This is a genomic window from Nonomuraea sp. NPDC048882, from assembly GCF_040649755.1.
Classification (GTDB): Bacteria; Actinomycetota; Actinomycetes; order Streptosporangiales; family Streptosporangiaceae; genus Nonomuraea; species Nonomuraea maheshkhaliensis.
The window spans coordinates 47434-68940 of sequence record NZ_JBEZGB010000030.1 but is presented as its reverse complement, the minus strand read 5'-3'; the positions used below and the strand labels follow the sequence as shown (position 1 = coordinate 68940).

Annotated in this window: 12 protein-coding genes; 4 read left to right on the top strand and 8 right to left on the bottom strand. The window is 70.1% G+C overall.

Annotated features, from left to right (window positions below):
• Nucleotides 1–65: 65 nt before the first annotated feature.
• Genes AB0C27_RS52625 through AB0C27_RS52615 form a run of 3 tightly spaced genes read right to left on the bottom strand, consistent with a single transcriptional unit; the run spans nt 66 to nt 7034 of the window.
• Entirely contained in the window at nt 66–1796 is a 1731-nt protein-coding gene (locus AB0C27_RS52625; RefSeq protein WP_357862255.1) for a ThuA domain-containing protein, read from the bottom strand.
• Between the two features lie 11 nt (nt 1797–1807).
• Nucleotides 1808–4621, bottom strand: coding sequence for a PQQ-dependent sugar dehydrogenase (locus AB0C27_RS52620; RefSeq protein ID WP_357862253.1), 2814 nt, complete (start codon nt 4619–4621; stop codon nt 1808–1810).
• Between the two features lie 40 nt (nt 4622–4661).
• Nucleotides 4662–7034, bottom strand: a complete 2373-nt coding sequence (locus AB0C27_RS52615; protein ID WP_357862251.1) for an RICIN domain-containing protein — start codon at nt 7032–7034, stop codon at nt 4662–4664.
• A 288-nt stretch (nt 7035–7322) separates the two neighbouring features.
• Here AB0C27_RS52615 and AB0C27_RS52610 point away from each other — a divergent pair, with 288 nt between their 5' ends.
• Entirely contained in the window at nt 7323–8060 is a 738-nt protein-coding gene (locus tag AB0C27_RS52610) for a FadR/GntR family transcriptional regulator (protein ID WP_346105168.1), read from the top strand.
• A 98-nt stretch (nt 8061–8158) separates the two neighbouring features.
• Here AB0C27_RS52610 and AB0C27_RS52605 read toward each other — a convergent pair whose 3' ends face one another.
• Genes AB0C27_RS52605 through AB0C27_RS52590 form a run of 4 tightly spaced genes read right to left on the bottom strand, consistent with a single transcriptional unit; the run spans nt 8159 to nt 12299 of the window.
• Entirely contained in the window at nt 8159–9307 is a 1149-nt protein-coding gene (locus AB0C27_RS52605; RefSeq protein WP_357862249.1) for a mandelate racemase/muconate lactonizing enzyme family protein, read from the bottom strand.
• Between the two features lie 25 nt (nt 9308–9332).
• Nucleotides 9333–10160, bottom strand: a complete 828-nt coding sequence (locus AB0C27_RS52600) for a carbohydrate ABC transporter permease (RefSeq protein WP_357862247.1) — start codon at nt 10158–10160, stop codon at nt 9333–9335.
• Complete coding sequence (locus tag AB0C27_RS52595; protein WP_357862245.1) at nt 10160–11047, bottom strand: sugar ABC transporter permease; 888 nt, start codon at nt 11045–11047, stop codon at nt 10160–10162. Before AB0C27_RS52595 ends, AB0C27_RS52600 begins: the two co-directional genes overlap by 1 nt.
• Before the next feature lie 4 nt (nt 11048–11051).
• Nucleotides 11052–12299 carry an extracellular solute-binding protein gene (locus AB0C27_RS52590; RefSeq protein ID WP_357862243.1) on the bottom strand — a complete coding sequence of 416 codons (1248 nt, stop codon included), beginning with the start codon at nt 12297–12299 and terminating at the stop codon, nt 11052–11054.
• A gap of 149 nt (nt 12300–12448) precedes the next feature.
• Here AB0C27_RS52590 and AB0C27_RS52585 point away from each other — a divergent pair, with 149 nt between their 5' ends.
• Nucleotides 12449–13219, top strand: a complete 771-nt coding sequence (locus AB0C27_RS52585) for a FadR/GntR family transcriptional regulator (RefSeq protein ID WP_357862241.1) — start codon at nt 12449–12451, stop codon at nt 13217–13219.
• Between the two features lie 43 nt (nt 13220–13262).
• Here AB0C27_RS52585 and AB0C27_RS52580 read toward each other — a convergent pair whose 3' ends face one another.
• Nucleotides 13263–16079: a glycoside hydrolase N-terminal domain-containing protein gene (locus AB0C27_RS52580; RefSeq protein ID WP_357862239.1), complete on the bottom strand. Its 2817-nt coding sequence runs from the start codon at nt 16077–16079 to the stop codon at nt 13263–13265.
• A 689-nt stretch (nt 16080–16768) separates the two neighbouring features.
• Between AB0C27_RS52580 and AB0C27_RS52575 the strand changes: the two genes are divergently transcribed.
• Together AB0C27_RS52575 and AB0C27_RS52570 are read left to right on the top strand one after the other, a co-directional pair.
• Entirely contained in the window at nt 16769–19495 is a 2727-nt protein-coding gene (locus AB0C27_RS52575) for a beta-L-arabinofuranosidase domain-containing protein (protein ID WP_357862237.1), read from the top strand.
• Nucleotides 19492–21507, top strand: a complete 2016-nt coding sequence (locus AB0C27_RS52570; RefSeq protein ID WP_357862235.1) for an RICIN domain-containing protein — start codon at nt 19492–19494, stop codon at nt 21505–21507. The genes AB0C27_RS52575 and AB0C27_RS52570 overlap by 4 nt, the downstream gene beginning before the upstream one ends.

The window sequence follows — 21507 nt, the reverse complement described above, 5'->3', positions numbered from 1 at the left end:
TCCTGACGCGGGATGCGGAGAAAGGTGGCCGGCGTGCGCCGGCCACCCGGTGGGGACGGACTGCTTCAGGCACGGGACCAGCGCTGGTTGCTGCCTCCGTTGCAGGTCCAGATGCGTGCCTTGGTGCCGTTGGCGGTGCCGCCGACGTCCAGGCACTTGTTCGCCCCGACGGCGGTGATCGTGCCGTCGGCGTTCAGCCGCCACTTCTGGTTGTTCTGGCCGTTGCAATCCCAGATGATCACCGCGGTGCCGTCCGCCGTGCCGGCGCCGTTCACGTCCAGGCACTTGCCGCCATAAACCCGCAGCTCACCGGCGCTGGTGGAGGTCCATTGCTGGTTCACCTGGCTGTGGCAGTCCCAGATCTGCGCCAGCGCGCCGTTGGCCTGCGAGGCGCCGCTCACGTCCAGGCACCGGTTCGAGCCCACACCACGCAGCGCGCTCGTGCCGCCCGGGTTGCTGGTCAGCTCCTTGACGCGGATGTTGCGGAAGGCCACGACGTCGCCGGGTCCGTGGTTCTGGATGCCGACATGGCCCTGCTGGAGCGAACGGACCGGGTCGGTGTTGGTGAAGTCGTTGACTTTGGCGCCGTTCAGGAACACCTGCAGCCGCTCACCCTCCACCAGCAGCTCGTAGGTGTTCCACTGGCCCGGCGGATTGAGCGCCGCGTCGCGGGCGGCGAGGTCGGCGGACTTGAACCCGTAGATGGCCCCGGTCGTCTTGTCCGCGGTGTCGGTCGCGTCGATCTGCACCTCGTATCCGGTGTTGAGCGCCGCGCCGGGGTCGCTGGTGGCCGGGAACCCGACGATCACGCCGGAGTTGGAGTCGCCGGTCAGCTTCCAGTCGAGCTTGAGGGAGTAGGAGCGGAACTCCTTGGCGTTGTGCCACAACATGCCCATGCCGCCCTGGGAGGTCAGCGTGGCGTCGCTGTTGGCGAACGATCCCGGCCCCGCCTGCGACCAGCCCGCCGTGGAGCCGTTGTACAACGTCGTGTACCCGGTCTCCGGACGGCAGTCGGCGTTGACGGCCTTGGCCGCGTACCGGATCCCGCCGACCAGCAGCGCGCGGAAGTCCGGATCGGCGTACGACTCCTGGGTGTGCCCCAGGCCGGTGTAGAAAGCACGGCCTGAGGACTGCGGGTGGCACCAGGTGATCGGATGATCGCCCATGCCACCGCCGCTGTAGCTGCTCTCGTCCAGGCTCTGCAGCACCCGGACGTTCGGGCGGGGGTTGGTGCGGTAGTTGTACCACTCGTCGGTGCGCGACCAGGTCGCCCCGAGGTGCGCGGTCGCGGCGTGCGCCCGGTCCTCGGTCCGCACGGTGGCCCGCTGGATCGCCGGATGGTTGTTGAACCAGGCCCCCACGAGCTGCCCGTAGTAGGGCCAGTCGTACTCGGTGTCGGCGGCCGCGTGCACGCCGACGTAGCCGCCCCCGCCGTCCACGTACGTCTGGAAGGCGGCCTGCTGGTCGCCGTTCAGCACGTCGCCGGTCGTGCTGAGGAACACCACCGCCTGGTACTGGGCCAGGTTGCCCGTGCTGAAGGCGGCCGAATCCTCGGTGGCGTCCACGGCGAAGTCATTGGCCGCGCCCAGGTCGCGGATGGCCTGGATCCCGGTGGGGATCGAGTCGTGCCGGAAGCCGGCCGTCTTGGAGAACACCAGCACCTTGACGGCGGCGCCCTCGGCGGGGAGGGCGGGGAGCATCGTCGCGGCGAGGCCGATCGCCGCCGCTGTCAGTGTGAGGCGTCGCAGCGTTCTGCGGCCGCTCCCGGGTAAGGCCGAAGTCAGATGTCGCAGCATGGGTGTCCCTTTCAGATGCGGGTCCAGCGCTGGTCGGTTCCTCCGTCGCAGGTCCTGATGCGTGCCTTGGCGCCGTTGGCGGTGCCGGGCACGTCCAGGCACTTGTCCGCGCCGACGGCGGTGACGCTGCCGTCGGCGTTGAGCCGCCACTTCTGGTTGTTCTGGCCGTTGCAGTCCCAGATGATCACCGCGGTGCCGTCCGCCGTGCCGGCACCGTTCACGTCCAGGCACTTGCCACCGTAGACCCGCAGCTCGCCCGCGCTGGTCGTGGTCCACTGCTGGTTCACCTGCCCGTTGCAGTCCCAGATCTGCGCCTGCGCCCCGTTGGCCTGCGAGGCGCCGTTGACGTCCAGGCAGCGATTCGAGCCCACGCCCTTGAGCGCGGTCGTGCCGCCCGGGCCGCCGGTGGACAGGGTGAAGGCGTCCACGTCGAACAGGTAGCCCTGCCCGGCCGGGCCGCGGAAGACGAGGTACAGCGTCGTGGTCCCGGCCGGCGCACCGGCGAGGGACGCCGAGACGTCGGTGAAGACGTCCCAGCCTCCGGTGCTCACCACGGTCGCGGTGCCGAGCAGCGTGCCCGTCGCCGAGCCGGCCCGCACCTCGATCCGGCCGCCCGCGCCGGCCGAGGACACGCGGGCGGTGATTCGCGTGGCGTCCGCCAGCCGGTACGGCTGGAAGGAGATCCAGTCGCCGTCGTCGATGAAGCCGGCTGTCATGCCGCCCTCCGCCGTGGCGTGCTCGGCCGTCTGGACGCCCTGCTGGGCGCCGAAGTGCTCCGCCTGCCGGTGCCGTGGCTGGAGGATGCGGGCGCTGGCCGAGGTCAGGCCGCCGTTGTCGGTGTAGGAGGCCTCGAAGACCCCGTAGATGTTGGCCGCGGCGTCGTGCTCTCCGTCCACGGGCACCGCGATGGAGCCCGAGCAGCCGGTCCTGGAGGTGATCTGGTGGCGGTGGCTGTCGTGGCCGAGGAAGTAGGCGACGGTGACCCCGGCGCAGTCGATCGTGCCGTCCTCCGGGTCGCTGACGGTGACCTGGAAGGGCACGGTGTCGCCGAAGGAGAAGGGCTGTCCGTCGCCCGGGGTGGCGAGGGTGACCGTGGGCGCGGTGTTGCCGACGGTCACGGTCACGCTCGCCGTGCCGGTGAGGCCCTGCGGGTCCCGGACCGTGAGCGTGGCCGTGTAGGAGCCGTTCGCCGAGTAGGTCTTGGTCGGGTTCGCCGCCGTGGAGGTGGTGCCGTCGCCGAAGTTCCACGCGTACGTCAGCGCGCCGCCCTCCGGGTCGGAGCTGCCCGCCGAGGAGAAGGCCACGGTGAGCGGCGCCGGTCCTGACGTCCTGTCGGCGGACGCCTTGGCGATCGGGTTGCGGTCGGCGTCGCCGATGTACTCGATGCGGTAGAGCGCCTGGTTGTTGCTCCCGGTGCCGTAGTCGAGGACGTACAGGGCTCCGTCGGGGCCGAAGGCCATGTCCATCACCTGCGTCCCCGACCAGGGGAACGCCGCGATCTCTCCGTACCCGCCGTCCTGCTCGACCTCGATCGCCTTGATCCAGCGCCGCCCGTACTCACCGGCGAAGTACCGCCCGTCGAGCGACTGGGGGAACTTGACGGCCGAGCTCAGACCGGGATCGTAGCGGTAGACCGGGCCGCCCATGGGCGACTCCGATCCGGAGCCGAACTCCGGCGGGCTTCCCGCGTCCCCCGCGTACCGGATCCAGGCCGGCTTCGCGGCGGGCAGCGTGGCCTGGCCGGTGTTGCGGAAGGAGTTGTTGGCCGGGCCGCCCGCGCAGTCGTACTTGGGGCCGGTGGCGTTGGTGGCGAAGTTCCATTCGTTGTAGGTCTCGGCGGTGGTGTTCGTGCCCGTGCAGTACGGCCATCCGTAGTTGCCCGGACCGGTGACACGGTCGAACTCCACCTGCCCGTTCGGCCCGCGGGCCGAGTTGGTCACGCCAGCGTCGGGCCCGTAGTCGCCGAGGTAGACGATGCCGGTCGCCTTGTCCACGCTCATCCGGAACGGGTTGCGGAAGCCCATCGCGTAGATCTCCGGCCGGGTTCTCGCCGTCCCCGGCGGGAACAGGTTGCCGCTGGGGATGGTGTACGTGCCGTCGGCCTGCGGTTTGATGCGCAGGAGTTTGCCGCGCAGGTCGTTGGTGTTGGCGGCGGAGCGCTGGGCGTCGTACTGCGGATTGCGGCCGGTCCGCTCGTCCAGCGGGGAGTAGCCGGCCGACTCGAACGGGTTGGTGTCGTCTCCGGTGGTCAGGTAGAGGTTGCCGGCGGCGTCGAAGTCGATGTCCCCGCCCACGTGGCAGCACATGCCGCGGTCGTTCTGCACCCGCAGGACCACCTTCTCGCTGGACAGGTCAAGAGTGTCGTCCGTCCTCAGGGTGAACCGGGACAGATACAGCTCGCCCTTCCACTGGTCGAACTGGGACTGCGTGCCGGTGCTCGGCGCATCGCCGCTCGGCGTGCTCAGCCGCGGGGAGTAATAGAGCCACAGGTGCCGGTTGGAGGCGAAGCCGGGATCGGCCGCCACGCCCTGCAGGCCCTCCTCGTCGTGGGTGTAGACGTTGAGCCGGCCGGCCACCTTCGTGGCGCCGGCGGCGTCGGTGATGCGTAACGTGCCGTCGCGTGCCGTGTGCACCACCGACCGGTTCGGCAGCACGGCCAGCGACATCGCCTCGCCCAGCTCCGTGCCGCCCGAGGCGAGCGACACCTGCTGGTAGTCGGACGGCGGGATGTCGAGGGCGTACGCGGGGGTGGCGTCGAGCGCGAGCGCTCCGGGGGCGATCAGCGCCAGCGCGGTCAGCAGAACGCGCCACGGACGTCGGGACATGAGGGTTCCCTCCTGCGACAGGAAGACCGGTCGGACGGTGTCAGGTGCGGGACCACTTCTGGTCGGCGCCGCCGGTACAGGTCCTGATGCGTGCCTTGGCGCCGTTGGCGGTGCCGGGCACGTCCAGGCACTTGTCCGCGCCGACGGCGGTGATCGTGCCGTCGGCGTTGAGCCGCCACTTCTGGTTGTTCTGGCCGTTGCAGTCCCAGATGATCACCGCGGTGCCGTCGGCGGTGCCGGCCCCGTTCACGTCCAGGCACTTGGTGCCGTAGACGCGCAGCTCACCGGCGCCGGTCTGGGTCCACTGCTGGTTGGCCTGGCCGTGGCAGTCCCAGAGCTGGGCCTGCGCGCCGTTGGCCTGTGAGGCGCCGTTGACATCCAGGCAGCGGTTCGACCCCGCGTTCTTCAGCGCGCCGGTGCCGCCGGAAGGTGCGCCTTCGGGCCCGGCGGCGGCGATCACCGCCTGGGCGCCGGCCGGCCAGGATCCGCCGGAGACGGTGACGTTGCCGTTCACCACGTTGCCGCGGTCGCCGTTGGTCACGTTCGTGCTCCCGTTGGTGGACCAGTTGCCGGTGACGGTGAAGTCGCCCATGTTCTCGCCGTACCAGTAGTTGGCGGTGGCCCAGGTACCGGTGCTGGACAGCACGTTGTTCCTGACGGTGTAGTACCTGGAGCCCTCGTCGAAATAGACGCCGAACCAGCCGTTGGTGCGCAGGCAGTGGTTGTCGCTGATCAGCGCGCCCGGGTTCCACGAGAGCGTGTAGATGCAGCCGCCGTCGGTCATCTGACGCATGACGTCGTGCACATAGTTGCCGACGAGCCGGTTGCCGGAGGCGGTGGTGGGCGTGGTGTAGCGGGGCTGGAAGTCGTACAGGCCGCGCTGGGCGTAGTGGTCGCTGCCGCCCGGCTCGTTGGCGCCCCAGCCGTACCCGATCGACATGCCGGTGTAGGGCAGGTTGTAGACCTCGTTGTGGGACACGTCGGTGCCGGTGACGTACGTGGTCAGGACCGAGACGACGCCACGGTGGTCCAGGCCGAGGTCGTGGATGCGGTTGTGACTGACGGTGATGTTCCGGTTGACCATGCGCGGGTCGCCCGGGTGGTGCGCGTCGGCGCGCACGCCGCCGGCCACGATGCCGCCGGCGGAGCTGTGGGCGATCTCCGACCGGGTGACCGTGATGCCGGTGGCGCCCAGGCCGACCCCGCTGGCGTGCGCGTTGGCGTCGTTGCCGATGCCGATGGCGGTCTGTCCCAGGTTGACGAAGCGCGAGCCGGTGAAGGTGATGGTGTCGGCCGCGGAGACCTGCACGGCGGCGGGCATCTGGAACCAGTTCGGCCGGGTCGCCTCGAACTCGCGGCAGCCCTGGTGGCAGGAGGTGAAGGCGGGCCGGTTCCAGTCGCCGGCGATGTAGGCGCCGGTCTGCTGGTCCACGTAGCCCTGGTCGCCGCTCGGGCCGAGCCAGCTGGTGCCGGTGAAGGTGATCCCGCTGAACGTGATGTGGTGCGCGGGCGCGTCATAGGTGCCCCCGACCTGTACCAGCGACTGCAGCACCGGCAGCTCCACGCTGACGTCGGCCATGTTCTGCCCGGCGAGCGGGATGTAGGACAGGGCGCCGGTCGCGGGGTCGAGGTACCACTCCCCCGGCGAGTCGAGGAACTCGTAGGCGTTGACCAGGTAGAGCGGCCCCGCCCGGTGCGGGCTGGTGAAGGTGTCGTAGCCGAAGTTGTTGTTGCTCCAGGCGGGCTGCCGCATGGTGATGAGGTTGCCGCCGATGCTCCGCACGGGCGCGTACCGGTCGGTGAAGGAGCCGACGCTCTCCATCTCGATCCGGCCCTGGCCGGTGAGGTTGTTCAGGTAGCTCAGCGCGCCGCTGGTGAACCTCATTCCGGTGCTGCCGGCGGTGAAGTCGGACCGGTTGACGGCGGTGCGCGCCCGGGTGGCGAGCGCGCCGTCGACGTACAGCTGCCGGGTGTCGATCCCGGCTCCGACGCCGGCGCGCCAGATGTTCCTGCCGGAATCGGCCAGTGACCAGCCGGTGACCGCCCTGGCCCCACTGATGACCGGAACGGCTCCCTCCGCGGCCCGCCACGTGACCGTGTACCCGTTGGAGCCGGAGTCGGCGGCGGTCAGCCGGAGCGGCGCGGAGAGCCGGTACACCCCGCCGGCCAGCTCGACGACGATGTCACCGGACATCCCGGCGTTCAGCGCACGTACCGCCGCCTGCACCGCGGACAGCGCGCACGGCTGGGCGGAGGTGCAGGCGGTGCCGCTGCCGGACGGTGCGGCGTGGAGGGTCGTGGTGGCGGCGAGCGCCGGAGCGGGGGCGATCATGACGAACGCCGCGGCGAGCACGGCGGTCACGAGGCCGATCACGGTGGGTCTCGGCGGCGTGACGGGCGAGGGTGAGGGCACAGTCGTTCCTCCGGGGGGTGGGGGCGCCGGCCTGCCTCCCCATTACCGTCAGATCTTGAGAGCCCGTCAAGGGATTAGGCGGGCTTATCTCCTGGCTCCACGCCCGCACCCTGCGATCTCGGTACTGCGATAGCCGTGTTCATCTGCGATTATTCTGAGAGTGGCGCGTTTCCGCATCGATCGGTCGCGAATGAACCGTTCATATAAGTCGTACTCATCATCGGCCAAGCCTCGGGGATTTCGGTCCATCAGTCATACTCAGGCAGGGAACGGCGAGGAGGGAGCACGGTGACCGACACTCCCCGCGAGAGCGGATACCGGCCGGGCTACGAGGTGGCGGCCGAGCAGGTGCTGGAACTGATCGTCGAGCTCGGCCTGCGTCCTGGCGACCGCATGCCGACCGAGAACGAGCTGGCCCGGCGGCTGGGCACCAGCCGCACCGTGGTGCGCGAGGCGGTGAAGATCCTCTCCGCGCTGGGCCGGGTGCGCGCCCAGAAGGGCCGCGGGCTGTACGTGGCCGACGACGAGGGGATGTTCGGCTCCGGGCGCCGGGGGTCCTTCTTCCTTCCGACCGACCTCGACCACGTCTACATGCTGTTCGAGTTCCGCCAGGCGCAGGAGATGGAGACCAGCCGACTGGCCGCCCGCCGCGCCACCCCGGCCGAGCTGAGGGCCATCGAGGAAGCCGCCGCCCTGTGCCGCCAAGGCTTCGAGACCGGGCGCGAAGACCTGTTCAACGAGGGCGACGACGCCTTCCACACCGCCGTCGCCACCGCCTCGCACAACATGTTCCTCCAGGTCGCCGTGCGGGAGGCGCGCAGGCTGCAAGCGCAGTCGAGCCTCATCGGCCTGCGCGGCTCGGTGGGCGGGCACGCCGCCAAGGCGGTCGAGGAGCACGACGCGATCCACCGCGCCATCCGCGCCGGCGATCCGGAAGCGGCCGCACAGGCGGCGGCCACACACATCGACAACACCCTCGCCGACTACCGCAGGGAGATCCAGCAGCGCCTCTTCTCGGCCCGGTGAGGCGGCCGGTGAGGCGGCCGGTGAGGCGGCCGGCCCGGATCGGCGTGGGCCGCGCGCGGCTGGCGGGGCGGGTCCGAGCGGGCGGGAGCGGGGCCGGCTCATCGTGGTGACCGTGCTGGGAAGGAGTGGTCGGCGACCGCCAGCAGCCGCCGTCCGGCGTGCTCGGGCCTGACGTCGGGGCTCTCCGCCGTCCTGGCGGCCGACCGGTGGAAGGCGCCGACCGCCTGCTCGTCGACCGTGATGCCGAGGCCCGGCGCGTCGCCGAGGACGACCGCGCCGTCTTCGATGTGCAGGTCGAGGGACAGCCCGAGCGGCGGGTGCAGATTCTGTAACTCGCTGGCCAGGTGGTTCGGCACCGACGTGGCGGCGTGCAGCAGCGCGACGGGCGTGCCGCCGATCGGGCTGACCGGCAGGTCGTGCGCGTGCGCCAGCGCGGAGACCCGCAGGAAGTGGGACACCCCCCAGACGACGGCCGTCTGGACGATGTCCACGGCCCCCGCGGCCAGCAGCGGGCGGAACTGCTCCAGCCCGGTGAGGTTCTCCCCGGTGGCGACGGAGGCGCGGATCCCGCGGCCGACGGTGGCCAGGCCCTCGGCGTCCCACCGCCGTACCGGCTCCTCGATCCAGGTGAGATCCAGCGTGCGTTCGAGCTCGCAGACGTGACGGACGGCCTGCTTGCGGGTCCAGGCCTCGTTCACGTCGAGCATGAGGCCCGGCCGCGCGCCCTGCCCGGCCTCGGTCAGGACATCGCGGACCAGCATCAGGCGGCACCGGTCGCGTTCGATGTCGAGGCCACCCTTGATCTTGGCCGCGCGGAGCCCGTGCTGGGCGTAGACCTGGTAGACCGCGACGAGTTCGTCGTCGGTCAGGCCGATGTCGAGGCCGGAGGCGTAGGCGGGCACCCGCCGATCGCGCCCGCCGAGCAGGCGCCAGAGCGGCTCACCGGCCGCCTGGGCCTTGATGTCCCACAGGGCGGTGTCGAGCGCCCCGATCGTGCCGAAGACGGCGCCGGCGTGGCCGGCCTTGAAGGTCCGCCGCAGCATGCGGTCGTAGAGCGCGGTCACCCCGCGCGGGTCCTCACCCTCGATCGCGGCGAAGACGGTGTCGATCTCCACCTGCGGCCCGAGGCCGACTCCAGTGATCCCCTCGTCGGTGTCCACAAGGACGAGCGGCACCGGGACGGTTCCGTCGGCGAAGACGCCGTTGACGTCCCCGACGGGACGGCCCCATTCCTGGACCGTCGTCATGGTGCGATACCCCGTGATCCGCATGTCAGCCTTTCGTGGAACCGGCGGTGACGCCGTCGGCGATCTGCCGCTGGAGGAACAGATAGATCATCAGTACGGGTACCGCGGCGATCAGGACACCCGAGGCGAAGGTGGGAATGTCGCCGGAGTACTGCCCGCGCAGCGCGTTGACCCCGATCATGAGGGTGCGGTGTTCCGGCGACGGCATCATGAGCAGGGCGATGAGCACGTCGTTCCAGCAGAACAGGGCGTCGAGGATGCCGACCGACAGCAGCGCGGGCGCGCCCAGCGGGAGCATGATCCGCCGGTAGACGCCGTACACCGAGTTGCCGTCGATCCTGGCCGCGTCGACGATCTCCGCCGGGATGGTCCGGTAGTGGCTCGTCATCAGGAAGACGGTGAACGGCAGATACTGGGCGACGTAGGCCAGGATCAGCCCTGGATAGGTGTCGACGAGCCCGCTGTCGGCCATGACCCGGGTGAGCGGGACCATGATCACCTGGAACGGGATGAACAGCCCGGCGAGACAGCCCAGGAAGATCATCGAAGAACCGCGGAACCGCAACCGGGCCAGCGCGAAGCCCGCCATCGACCCCAGCAGGAGCAGCAGCGCCACGGCACAGGCGACGACGACGAACGAGTTGACGAAGTAGCGCCCCATCCCGGCGCCGGTCCACGCCTCGGCGATGTTGTCCCAGCGCAAGGCGCCCGCCGGGGCGAACCGGTCGAGGACGTAGTCGCGACGGGTCTTCATCGCGACGTTGGCGGTGAACACGAGCGGATAGATCGTCGCCAGCGCGAGACCGGCCATCGGCACGGTGGCCGCCCACCTGGCCAGGCGTCCCCCGGGCATCAGTCCTGCCTTCCCGCGCGCCGGAGCAGCGTGATCTGCAGCAGCCCGACCACGAGCATGACGACGAAGAGCACCGTCGAGGCGGCGGAGGCGAGCGCCGGCCGGTTCAGCTGTCCCTGCTGATGCCAGATGTAGTACTCCGGCAGATAGGTGGCGCCCTCCGGGCCGCCGCTGGTCATGACGAAGAGCAGGCCGAACATGGACGTCAGCATGCCGATCATCGTCGTCACGAAGACGAACTGGATGGTACGGGTCAGGCTCGGGATGATCACGTGCCAGATCGACTGGCGGAGCGACGCGCCGTCCACGCGGGCGGCGTCCAGCAACGAGGAGTCCAAGGTGCTGAATCCGGCGAGGAACACCACCAGGGCCATCCCGAAGGTCGCCCAGACGTGCACGCCGACGACCGTGAACATGGCGATGCCCGGATCGCCGAGCCAGTCGACGGGGCCGGCGCCGACCGTCCCGAGCAGGAAGTTCAACGGGCCGTCGTACCCGAGCATGAGGTTGAAGATCGCGCCGACGATCACCGGTGAGAGCACGGCCGGGAAGAAGTAGACGCTGCGGTAGACCCGGTGGCCCGGCACACGCAGGTAGATGAAGGTCGCGAGCAGGCCCGGGATCGCCACGGCCACCGGCAGCAGCAGGACCAGCAGCCCGACGTTGCGCAGCGAGACGCGGAACAGCGGGTCGGCGGCCAGCTCCAGGTAGTTGCCCAGTCCGACGGGGGTGCCGTTGAGCTCGCCGTCGCCGGTGAAGGAGAAGTTGACGCCCAGGGCCAGCGGCCACAGCCGCAGCGCCACGATGATCAGCACGGCCGGGGCCACCAGGACGTAGGGTGCCAGGCGCTCCGCCAGCGCTGACGTCGACGGCTCTGCGGTCCGCACGCGGTCAGCCCTTCCGGTCGGAGGCGGCCAGCTGCTCCAGAGCCTTGTCCACGGTGGTCGACCCGCTCAGCAGCTGCTGGGACAGCCGGCCCATCACGTCGAGGGTCTTGGAGGACAGCGCCACGTGCAGGGCGGGCCTGCCGGTCTCGATCTGGGCGGTGATCGTGGCGACGGCCGGGCCGGCCTGCGAGACGTCGATCGTCGTGTCGGACACGATCGCACCGGCCTTGCCATAGAACGCCGTCAGCGCACCGGTGGAGGTCAGGGATCGCACCAGGTCGGCGGCCAGGTCGGGGGTCTTCGTCCATTTCGCGACCGCGTAGCCGATGCCGCCGTCGTACGGGAGGCTCGGAACGGCCCCGTCGGTGACGACCGGCGCCCGCATGACCCCGATCTTGTCGGGCGGCAGGAACTCCTTGAAGTCGTTCCAGTGCCCGATATCCGACATGAGGCCGATGATGTGAGCGGCCTTACCGGTCTCGAAGACGCGGAACACGTCGCTGAACATCGCGGTGGAGTTGGCGCCGTCGTTGTTGAGCCCCTTGTCACCGACGTCCTTCCACAGCTCGAAGATCCGCTTCACGCCGGGAGAGTTCCAGTCGCGCTTGCCGGCGATCCAGTCGTCGTACTCCTTGGGGGTGAGGACACCGGATCCGAGGCCTGACAGGAAGAACTGGATGCCGAAGCCCTCTTTGTTGCCGAGCGCGAAGCAGGCGGCCCCGGTCGCCTTCTTGACGGCGGCACAGCCGCTGACGAACTCGCTCCATGTCTTGGGCGGGGCGGCCGGGTCGAGGCCAGCCCGCTCGTACAGCGCCTTGTTGTAGTAGATCGGGTGGCCCTGCAGGGTCACCGGCGCGGCGTAGACCTTGCCGTCCTTGCTGAAGGCGTCCCAGCCCGCCAGCCGGCTCTTGTCCTGGGCCACGTACGGGTCCAGCGGGAGGAGCGCGTCGGCCCGGTCGCGGATCTGCCCCCCTCCGTTGAAGAGCATGACGTCGGGCCCCTTGCCGGTCTGGATCGCCGTGCCGAGCAGGGTGTAGTACTGGTCGAACGGCTGGGCGACGAACTCGACGGTGACGCCCGGGTGCCGCTTGGCGAAGTCCGCCCTGGCCTGCTCGATGTAGGTGGCGGCGGCCGCCTCCCCGGACTTCCAGTCCCAGACCACCAGCTTCTGCTGCGGTTGCGACGCCTGTCCGGACGGTGACTCCGTCCGGGTGGCGCTTCCGCAGCCCGCCACGGTCAGTGCCACGGCCATCAGAGCCGACCATAACGTTCGCTGCTGCATCGTTGCCCACCTTCCGGGAGCGGCCACCGGATCCGGCCGACTCGGGCAAACATAATTCGTATGACGTCTGACGGCAAGAGAGTCTCGCGTATACTGCTTGCCGGGTCAGCGGAGGCGAAATGACGGCATCGCGGGAATCGATCGGCAGTGTCCCGGCGCAACCGGCCTGGGTACGCCGCCCGGCGAGTCTGGCCAGAGCGGTGACGGCCGAGCTGGTGGAACGCATCGTGCGCGGTGTGCACCCGCCGGGCACCTCGCTGCCGCCCGAGCCCGCCCTGTGCGAGGCGTTCGCCGTGAGCCGCACCGTCGTGCGCGAGGCGGTGAAGATCCTCCAGGAGAAGGGGCTGGTGCAGGTCCGCCAGGGCTCCGGCACCATGGTGACCCCGCCGGCGACGTGGGACATGCTCGACGAGCTCGTCCTCACCGCGACCATCGCCGAGGACGAGAGCCTGGCGATCCTCGACGACCTCGTCGTCACGCGGCGCGTGCTGGAGTCCGACATGGCCAACGTCGCCGCCCGCCTGGCCGGGCCCGACACCATCGACCGGCTGCGCACCCTGGTCGATGGGATGGACGAACTCGTGGACGACCCGGTCACGTACGCCGAGAGCGACCGCGCCTTCCACGACACGATCATGCGGGCGTCGGGCAACCGCATCGCGCGTGGCGTCGTGCGGTCGCTGGAAGGCCAGGTCGTCAACACCGCCCGTTACCTGGGCCGGACCGAGCGGGCCCTGTGCGTGGCCTCGAACCAGGGCCACCGCCGCATCTACGAGCGCGTCGCCGCCCACGATCCCGAGGGCGCCGCCGAGGCGATGTTCCAGCACATCACCGAGGCCTGGATCGTGCGCCGCGACGGCACGGCCGACCCCGTCCGCCTGCGGCGCTAGCACGATCGTCCCCGGCGCACCGGCGTGAAGGCCCGACCGACCGTCAGGAGATGATGGTCCACTGGTTGTTGGTGCTGCTGTTCGGCGCCCACATCGCCACGGTGGAGCCGGCGGCGCCGTTGCCCATCCCGTCGAGAGCGGTCCCGGTGCCCCGGTTGATGATCTGATACCGCCCTTGTGTCACCGCGTTGAGCCGCCACTGCTGGTTGTCGCCGCCGTTCCAGGGCGCCTGCCGCGCGCTCGCGCCGTTCGCGGTGGCGCCCCAGCTGTCGATGACCATGCCGTTGGTGCGGTTGACGATGCGGTACCAGCCGCCGCCCAGGTCGAGGAGCTGCCACTGCAGGTTGGTGCTGCCGTCGTAGGTCCACTGCTTGAGCACCGAACCGGCGGCGACGTTGCCGCCGCTGTCCAGGACGAGGCCGGTGGTGACGTTGGCGATGCGGACGTAGGCGGCGGGTGCGGCGGTCACCGTGACGCGGTAGGCGCGGCCGGCCGTGCCGATCAGGGTGACGACGTCCGGCTCGGGGCGGGTGACCGTGACGGCGCCGCCGGTCGTGGTGTCGGTCACCTGGACGGTTCCGGCGAACGAGCGGCTGCGGACATTGACCGTCGCGTCCCGGTCGAAGCCGATGACGACGTCGGTGGCCGCGCCGGACCTCCAGGTCGCGTCCACGGTGTGGCCGCCGCGTCCGCGCAGGCCCCGCACCGTGCCGGCCGGCCAGGCGGACGGCAGGGCCGGCAGCACGTGCAGCTCGCCGGTGTGGCTCTGCAGCAGCATCTCGGCGATGCCGGACGTGGCGCCGAAGTTGCCGTCGATCTGGAACGGGGGATGCAGGTCGAACAGGTTGGGCGCGAGCCGGTCCGTCCGGACCAGGAGGCGGAGCAGCGCGTGCGCCCGGCTTCCCTCCTCCAGGCGCGCCCAGTAGTTGATCTTCCAGGCGAGTGACCAGCCGGTGCCGTCGTCGCCGCGTAGTTCGAGGGTGCGCCGGGCGGCGGTGTGCAGGGCCGGGGTGCCGCGTCTGGTGATCTGGTTGCTCGGGTGCAGGCCGTAGAGGTGGGAGACGTGCCGGTGGTTGGTCTCGGGCTCGATCCAGTCGTACAGCCACTCCTGGATGTTGCCGCGCGAGCCGATCTTCATCGGCGGCAGCCGGTCGCGGGCAGCCAGGACCTGCGTCCTGAAGCCGGCGTCGGTGCCGAGCTTCTGAGCGGCCTTGGCGCAGCCGTCGAACAGGTCGCGCAGGATCTGGTTGTCCATCGTGGGCCCGGCGCAGACGCTGGCGTCCTGGTGATGGCCCAGCTCCGGTGAGTTCGACGGGTTCGTGACCAGGTAGCCGAGATTCGGTTCGCGTACGAGGGTGTCGAGGAAGAACTGCGCGGCGCCCTTCATGGCCGGGTAGTACCGCCGGAGGAAGTCGAGGTCGCCGGTGAAGGTGTAGTGGTCCCAGATCAGGGTGGCCAGCCAGGCGCCGCCGGTCTGCCACATGCCCCAGAACGCGCCGTCCACGACCGACGTCCCCCGCCAGGCGTCGGTGTTGTGGTGGGTCATCCAGCCGCCGGCGTCGTACTGCGCCCGGGCCGTGCGGGCGCCGCTGACCGTGAGGTCCTCGATCATCGCGAAGACCGGCTCGTAGCATTCCGCCAGGTTCGTGGTGTCGGCCGGCCAGTAGTTCATCGGCAGGTTGGCGTTGATCGTGTACTTGGAGTCCCACGCCGGCGTCAGCGAGTCGTTCCAGATGCCCTGCAGGTTGGCCGGTTGGGTGCCGGGCCGGGAGGAGGAGATCAGCAGGTAACGGCCGAACTGGAACAGCAGCGCGGAGAACTGCGGGTCGTCGGTGCTCGCGTGCTGCGCGATCCGTACGTCGGTCGGCTGGTCGGCGGCCGCGGTACGGCCGAGGTCGAGCGTCGTGCGCTCGAACAGCCGCCGGTAGTCGGCGACGTGCCGCTCGCGCAGGTCGTCGTAGGCCCGGCCGGCCGCGGCGTCGAGATGGCGCCGGGCGATGGCCTGGTGGTCGCCGCCGACGTCGCGCCAGTCGACGCGGCTGGAGCCGATGGAGATCAGCACGGTCACGCTGTCGGCGTCGCGGACCTGCAGCGTCCCGCCGGAACTGCTGACGCCGCCGCCCTCGGCGACGGCCCGGGCCAGGGCGAGGAACCTGACGGAGCCGGTTACGCCCTCCATGTCTCCGGAGACGCCCTCGAGCGCCACGGTGGACCCGTCCGGGCTGGTACGCGTCGTGCGCTGAGGGCTGCCGAACGTCGCGGAGAACGTGATCGAGCCGGGCCTGTCGGCGGTCAGGCGGATGGCGATAACCTGGTCGGGCGCGCTCGCGAGTGCCTCGCGCCGGTAGCGCACACCGTTGCGCAGGTAGGACACGGCCGTGGTGGCCGTGGTCAGGTCCAGATGGCGGCGGTACTCCGAGACGCCGCCGGCGCCGCCGAACGTCAGGCGCAGGTCGCCGACGGTCTGGTAGGCCAGTTGGCCGGCCGGGGCGCCGAGCATGTTCTGGTCGATCAGGGCCTGGGCCTGGGCCCACTGGTTCTGGAATACCAGCTCCCTGATCCGCCCCAGCGCCGCTGCGCCTCGGGGGTTGCTCTGGTCGTACGGCCCGCCCGCCCAGACGGTGTCCTCGTTGAGCTGCAGCCGCTCGGTGTCGGTGCCGCCGAACACCATGGCGCCCAGGCGGCCGTTGCCGATCGGCAGCGCTCTCAGCCAGTCCGTACCGGCGCTCTCGTCGTACCACAGGGCCAGGTCGCCGGCGGCGCGCACCTCCGCAGGGGGCGCCGGGGCGGCCCGGGCGGCGGCCGTCCAGGACAGCGGCACCATCGCGGCTCCGGCACCGGCCGCGCCGAACCTCAGCACTTGTCTTCGCGATAAATCCGACATAACGCTCTCGTTCTCCGCACGGGCGTGCGGGCTCTGGACGGGCGTGCGGGCTCTGGACGAGTGGTGCGGGATGTCGCGGCCGACTTCCTGGAGGAAGGTAAAGGCCTCTGACGCGACTCGTCAACCAGGCGCGGCCGGAAAATTAACTAAGATCATCGAGTTCGCACCAACGCTCCCCGGCCCCCGCCGCCCGCGCCGCAGAACGCGCCTCGCGGTATCGCACCCCGCACCCGGCGGGTGCCTTTCACCACGTCAGGCCTACTGCGGCAGCATTCAGGACCAGTCCAGCGGGAAGAGCTCAACCCGCCTCGCCGGCCACCGCGTCGCCCGTCCGGCCGGGCGGCCCCGCCGATGCGAGCACGACTCCTCCGCAACGTAACTTCGAATTCTTCGCAAGTTATCTCTTGCCAACCGATAACTCCTGTGAAACTTTCACTTGCACGGGCAGTGCGCCGTGATATCCCCGGAGACGAGAAACTCCAGGCAGGACGGGCGTTCCCGCGAGTTCCGCGGCGCAACCCGGGTCGGCAGGGGCTTCCCCTCGTTGACGTCAGGCCGGACCGTCGGATGTACTCCGCCACAACGCCCTCACCGGAGGAGACCCCCGTACCCCTGCAACCCGGAATGTTAGCGCTAACATCACATTGGGAAGCCAAGGAGTCCGCATGTCCTTGAGCCGCCGCCGGCTTCTGCAGGCCGCGGGCGCGACCGCAGCGCTCTCGGCCACCGGCCAGTCGACCGGCATGTCCCCCGCCCTGGCCGCGATCCCCTGGGCCAGATCAGACCTCGGCGTGTCGGCCTACGAGTTCGACCTCGGCCAGGTCCGGCTGGCCTCCGGCCGCCTCCTGGACAATCAGAACCGCACACTGAGCTACCTGCGCTTCGTCGACGTCGACCGGCTCCTGTACGTCTTCCGCGCCAACCACCGGCTGTCCACCGGCGGCGCGGCGGCCAACGGCGGCTGGGACGCGCCCACCTTCCCGTTCCGTTCCCACATGCAGGGCCACTTCCTGACGGCGTGGGCGCAGGCGTACGCGGTGCTCGGCGACACCACCTGCCGGGACAAGGCCACCCACATGGTGGCCGAGCTGGCGAAATGCCAGGCCAACAACGGCGCCGCCGGGTTCACCAGCGGTTACCTGTCCGGCTTTCCCGAGTCGGACATCACCGCCGTGGAGAACCGCACGCTGAGCAACGGCAACGTGCCGTACTACTGCGTCCACAAGACCATGGCCGGGCTGCTGGACGTCTGGCGGCTGATCGGCAACACGCAGGCCAGGACCGTGCTGCTGGCCCTGGCCGGATGGGTGGACACCCGCACGTCCCGGCTGAGCACGAGCCAGATGCAGGCCATGCTCGGCACCGAGTTCGGCGGCATGAACGCGGTGCTGACGGACCTGTACCAGATGACCGGCGACTCCCGCTGGCTGGCCACTGCCCGGCGGTTCGACCACGCGGCCGTGTTCGACCCGCTGGCCGCGGGCCAGGACCGGCTCGACGGCCTGCACGCCAACACGCAGGTGCCCAAATGGATCGGGGCGGCCCGCGAGTACAAGGCGACGGGCACGACCCGCTACCGGGACATCGCCGTCAACGCCTGGTCCATCACCGTCGGCGCGCACACGTACGCGAACGGCTCCAACAGCCGGGCCGAGCACTTCCGCGCCCCCAACGCGATCGCCGGCCATCTGACCAGGGACACCGGCGAGGCGTGCAACACCTACAACATGCTCAAGCTGACCCGGGAGCTGTGGCTGCTGTCACCCGGGCGGGCCGACTACTTCGACTACTACGAGAACGCCCTGTTCAACCACCTCCTCGGCCAGCAGCGCCCGGCCGACGCGCACGGGCACGTCACCTACTTCACCCCGCTCAACCCCGGCGGGCGCCGCGGCGTCGGCCCGGCCTGGGGCGGCGGCACCTGGAGCACGGACTACAACTCCTTCTGGTGCTGCCAGGGCACCGGGATCGAGACCAACACCAAGCTGATGGACTCGATCTACTTCCACGACGGCACCACCCTGTTCGTGAATCTGTTCGTGCCCTCCACGCTCGACTGGAGCGGTCGCGGCATCACGATCACCCAGACGACCTCCTATCCCGCGAGTGACACCACGTCGCTGCGGGTCACCGGCAACGTGAGCGGGTCGTGGTCGATGCGCGTCCGCATCCCGGCCTGGACGCAGGACGCGACGATCAGCGTCAACGGCGTCCAGCAGAGCATCGCCACGACACCGGGCACGTACGCCGACCTCACCCGGTCGTGGACGGCAGGCGACACCGTGACCGTACGGCTGCCCATGCGGGTGGTCATGAAGGCCGCCAACGACAATCCGGATCTGCAGGCCGTCACCTACGGCCCGCTCGTGTTGTCGGGCGACTACGGCGACACCGCCCTGTCGGCGGCCCCCGTCCTGACCCCTTCCTCGATCTCCCGGACCAGCGCCTCCGCCCTGACTTTCACGGCCACGGCAGGCGGGGCGCAGGTGCGGCTGGAGCCGTTCTACGACGCCCACGACCACAACTACGTCGTCTACTGGAACACTCGCGGCAGGTCCGACGCGGGCGCGGCGAGCTTCCGGCTGGTCAACACGGCCAGCGGCCTGGTACTCGGCATCGAGAGCATGTCCACCGCCGACGGGGGCCCGGCCCTGCAGTGGACCGACAACGGCACCGCCGACCACGACTGGATCCCGGTCGTCGACGGCGGCGCCCTGCGCTTCCGCAACGCCCACAGCGGCAAGGTGCTCGGCGTCGAGAACATGTCGACGGCCGACGACGCCCGTGTGCTCCAGTGGGGCGACACCGGCACCGCCGACCACCGCTGGACGGTCACCGACACCGGCGACGGCTCCGTCAAGATCCGCAACGCGCACAGCGGCAAGCTGCTCGGCGTCCGGAGCGGCTCGACGGCCAACGGCGCCCAAGTGGTGCAGGATGCCGACAACGGCAGCCCGGACAACCAGTGGCGTTTCATGCCGAACGGCGCGCGCCGCCTGCAGAACGTGGGCACCGGCATGGTGCTCGGCGTCACCGGCATGTCCACGGCCGACGGCGCGCTCGTCGTCCAGTGGGGCGACAGCGGTACCACCGACCACCTGTGGACGGCGGTCACCGACGCCGGCGGCTACCTGCGGCTGCGTAACTCCCACAGCCAGAAGGTGCTGGGCGTGGAGAACATGGGCACCGCCGGCGGCTCGCGCGTCGTGCAGTGGGCCGACAACGGCACCGCCGACCACCGCTGGCGGCTGCGCTACGGGACGGGCGCCGCCTTCCGCGTCCAGTGCGCCAACGGTGGCCGGGTCCTCGGCCTGGCCGGCGCAGCGCAGGGCGCGCAGGTCGTGCTCGCCGACGACAACGGGGCCGACACCAATCTCTGGAGGTTTCTGTGAGGCGCCTGCTCGCGATCCTGTCGTCCCTGCTCATCGTCGGGGTGTTCCTCCCGCCTCAGGCGTCGGCCGCGACGGTCGACACGAACGCCTGGTACGTCCTCGTCAACCGCAACAGCGGCAAGGCGCTGGACGTCTACAACCTGGCCACCAACGACGGCGCCCGCATCACCCAATGGAGCCGCAACAACCAGAACCAGCAGCAGTGGCAGTTCGTCGACTCCGGCGGCGGCTACTACCGCGTCAAATCCCGCCACTCCGGCAAGGTCCTCGACGTCTCCGGCTTCTCCACCACCAACGGCGGCGCCATCGTCCAATGGGCCGACCTCAACGGCACCAACCAGCAATGGCGACTCGCCGACAGCAGCGACGGCCACGTCAGACTCATCTCCCGCCACAGCGGCAAAGCCCTCGAAGTCCAAGGCGCCGCCACCACCGACAACGCCAACATCGTCCAGTACGACGACTGGGGCGGCGCCAACCAGCAATGGCAACTCGTCCGCGTGGACGGCGGCGGCAGCAGCGGCTTCAGCAACCCGGTCGTCTGGCAGGACTTCGCCGACGGCGACATCATCCGGGTCGGCGACGCCTACTACTACTCGGCCTCCACGATGCACTACTCGCCGGGCGCGCCGATCCTGCGCTCGTACAACCTGGTCGACTGGGAGTACGCCGGCCACTCGGTGCCGAGGCTCGACTTCGGGTCGGGCGCGTACGACCTCAACGGCGGCCGGGCGTACGTGAAGGGCATCTGGGCCTCGACCCTGAACTACCGGCCCAGCACCAGCACGTACTACTGGATCGGCTGCGTCGAGTTCAACCGCACCTACGTCTACACCGCCTCCGCCGTGGACGGCACCTGGACCAAGCGCTCGCAGATCAACAACTGCTACTACGACGCCGGCCTGCTGATCGACAACGACGACACCATGTACGTCGCCTACGGCAACGGCACCATCAGCGTCGCCCAACTCTCGGCCGACGGGCTCGGCCAGGTGCGGGCCCAGCAGGTGTTCCAGACCCCGAGCAGCGTCGGCACCCTGGAGGGCGCCCGGTTCTACAAGCGGAACGGCTACTACTACATCTGGCTGACCCGCCCCGCCAACGGCCAGTACGTGCTCCGCTCCACCTCGCCGTGGGGCCCGTACGAGATGCGCCAGGTCCTGCTGAACCTGCCCGGCCCCATCTCCGGCGGCGGCGTCCCGCACCAGGGCGGGCTCGTCCAGACGCAGAACGGCGACTGGTACTACATGTCGTTCGTGGACGCCTACCCAGGCGGCCGCGTGCCCGCCCTCGCACCGATCACCTGGACCGGCGACTGGCCCACCCTCCAGACCGTCAACGGCGGCTGGGGAGCCACCTACCCCAAGCCGAACATCCAGACCAGCCGCACCGTCGCCTCCATGACCGGCCCCGACACCTTCACCTCGGGCAGTCTCGGCCACCGATGGGAGTGGAACCACAACCCCGACACCAGCCGCTTCTCCACCGGTAACGGCCTGCGCCTGCAGACCGCGACCGTCACCGGCGACCTCTACAACGCCCGGAACACGCTGACCCACCGCATCCAGGGCCCGTCGTCCACGGCCACGATCGAACTCGACTACACCCAGATGGGCAACGGCGACCGCGCCGGGCTGGCCATGCTGCGCGACCAGTCGGCCTGGATCGGCGTCAAACGCGACAACGGCGTCAACCGGGTCGTCATGACCAACGGCCTGACCATGAACAGCTCGTGGCAGACCACCGGCACCGGCACCGAGGCGGCGAGCGCGACCGTCTCGGGCGGCCGGATCTGGCTGCGGGCGACCGCCGACATCCGGCCGGGGTCCGGCCGGCAAGCCCGCTTCTCCTACAGCACCGACGGCAGCACGTTCGTGAGTCTCGGCCCGGCGTTCACATTGAACAACGCCTGGCAGTTCTTCATGGGCTACCGCTTCGGGATCTTCAACTACGCCACCCAGTCCCTCGGCGGCGCGATCACCGTGCGCCGCTTCGACCTCACCACTCCCTGA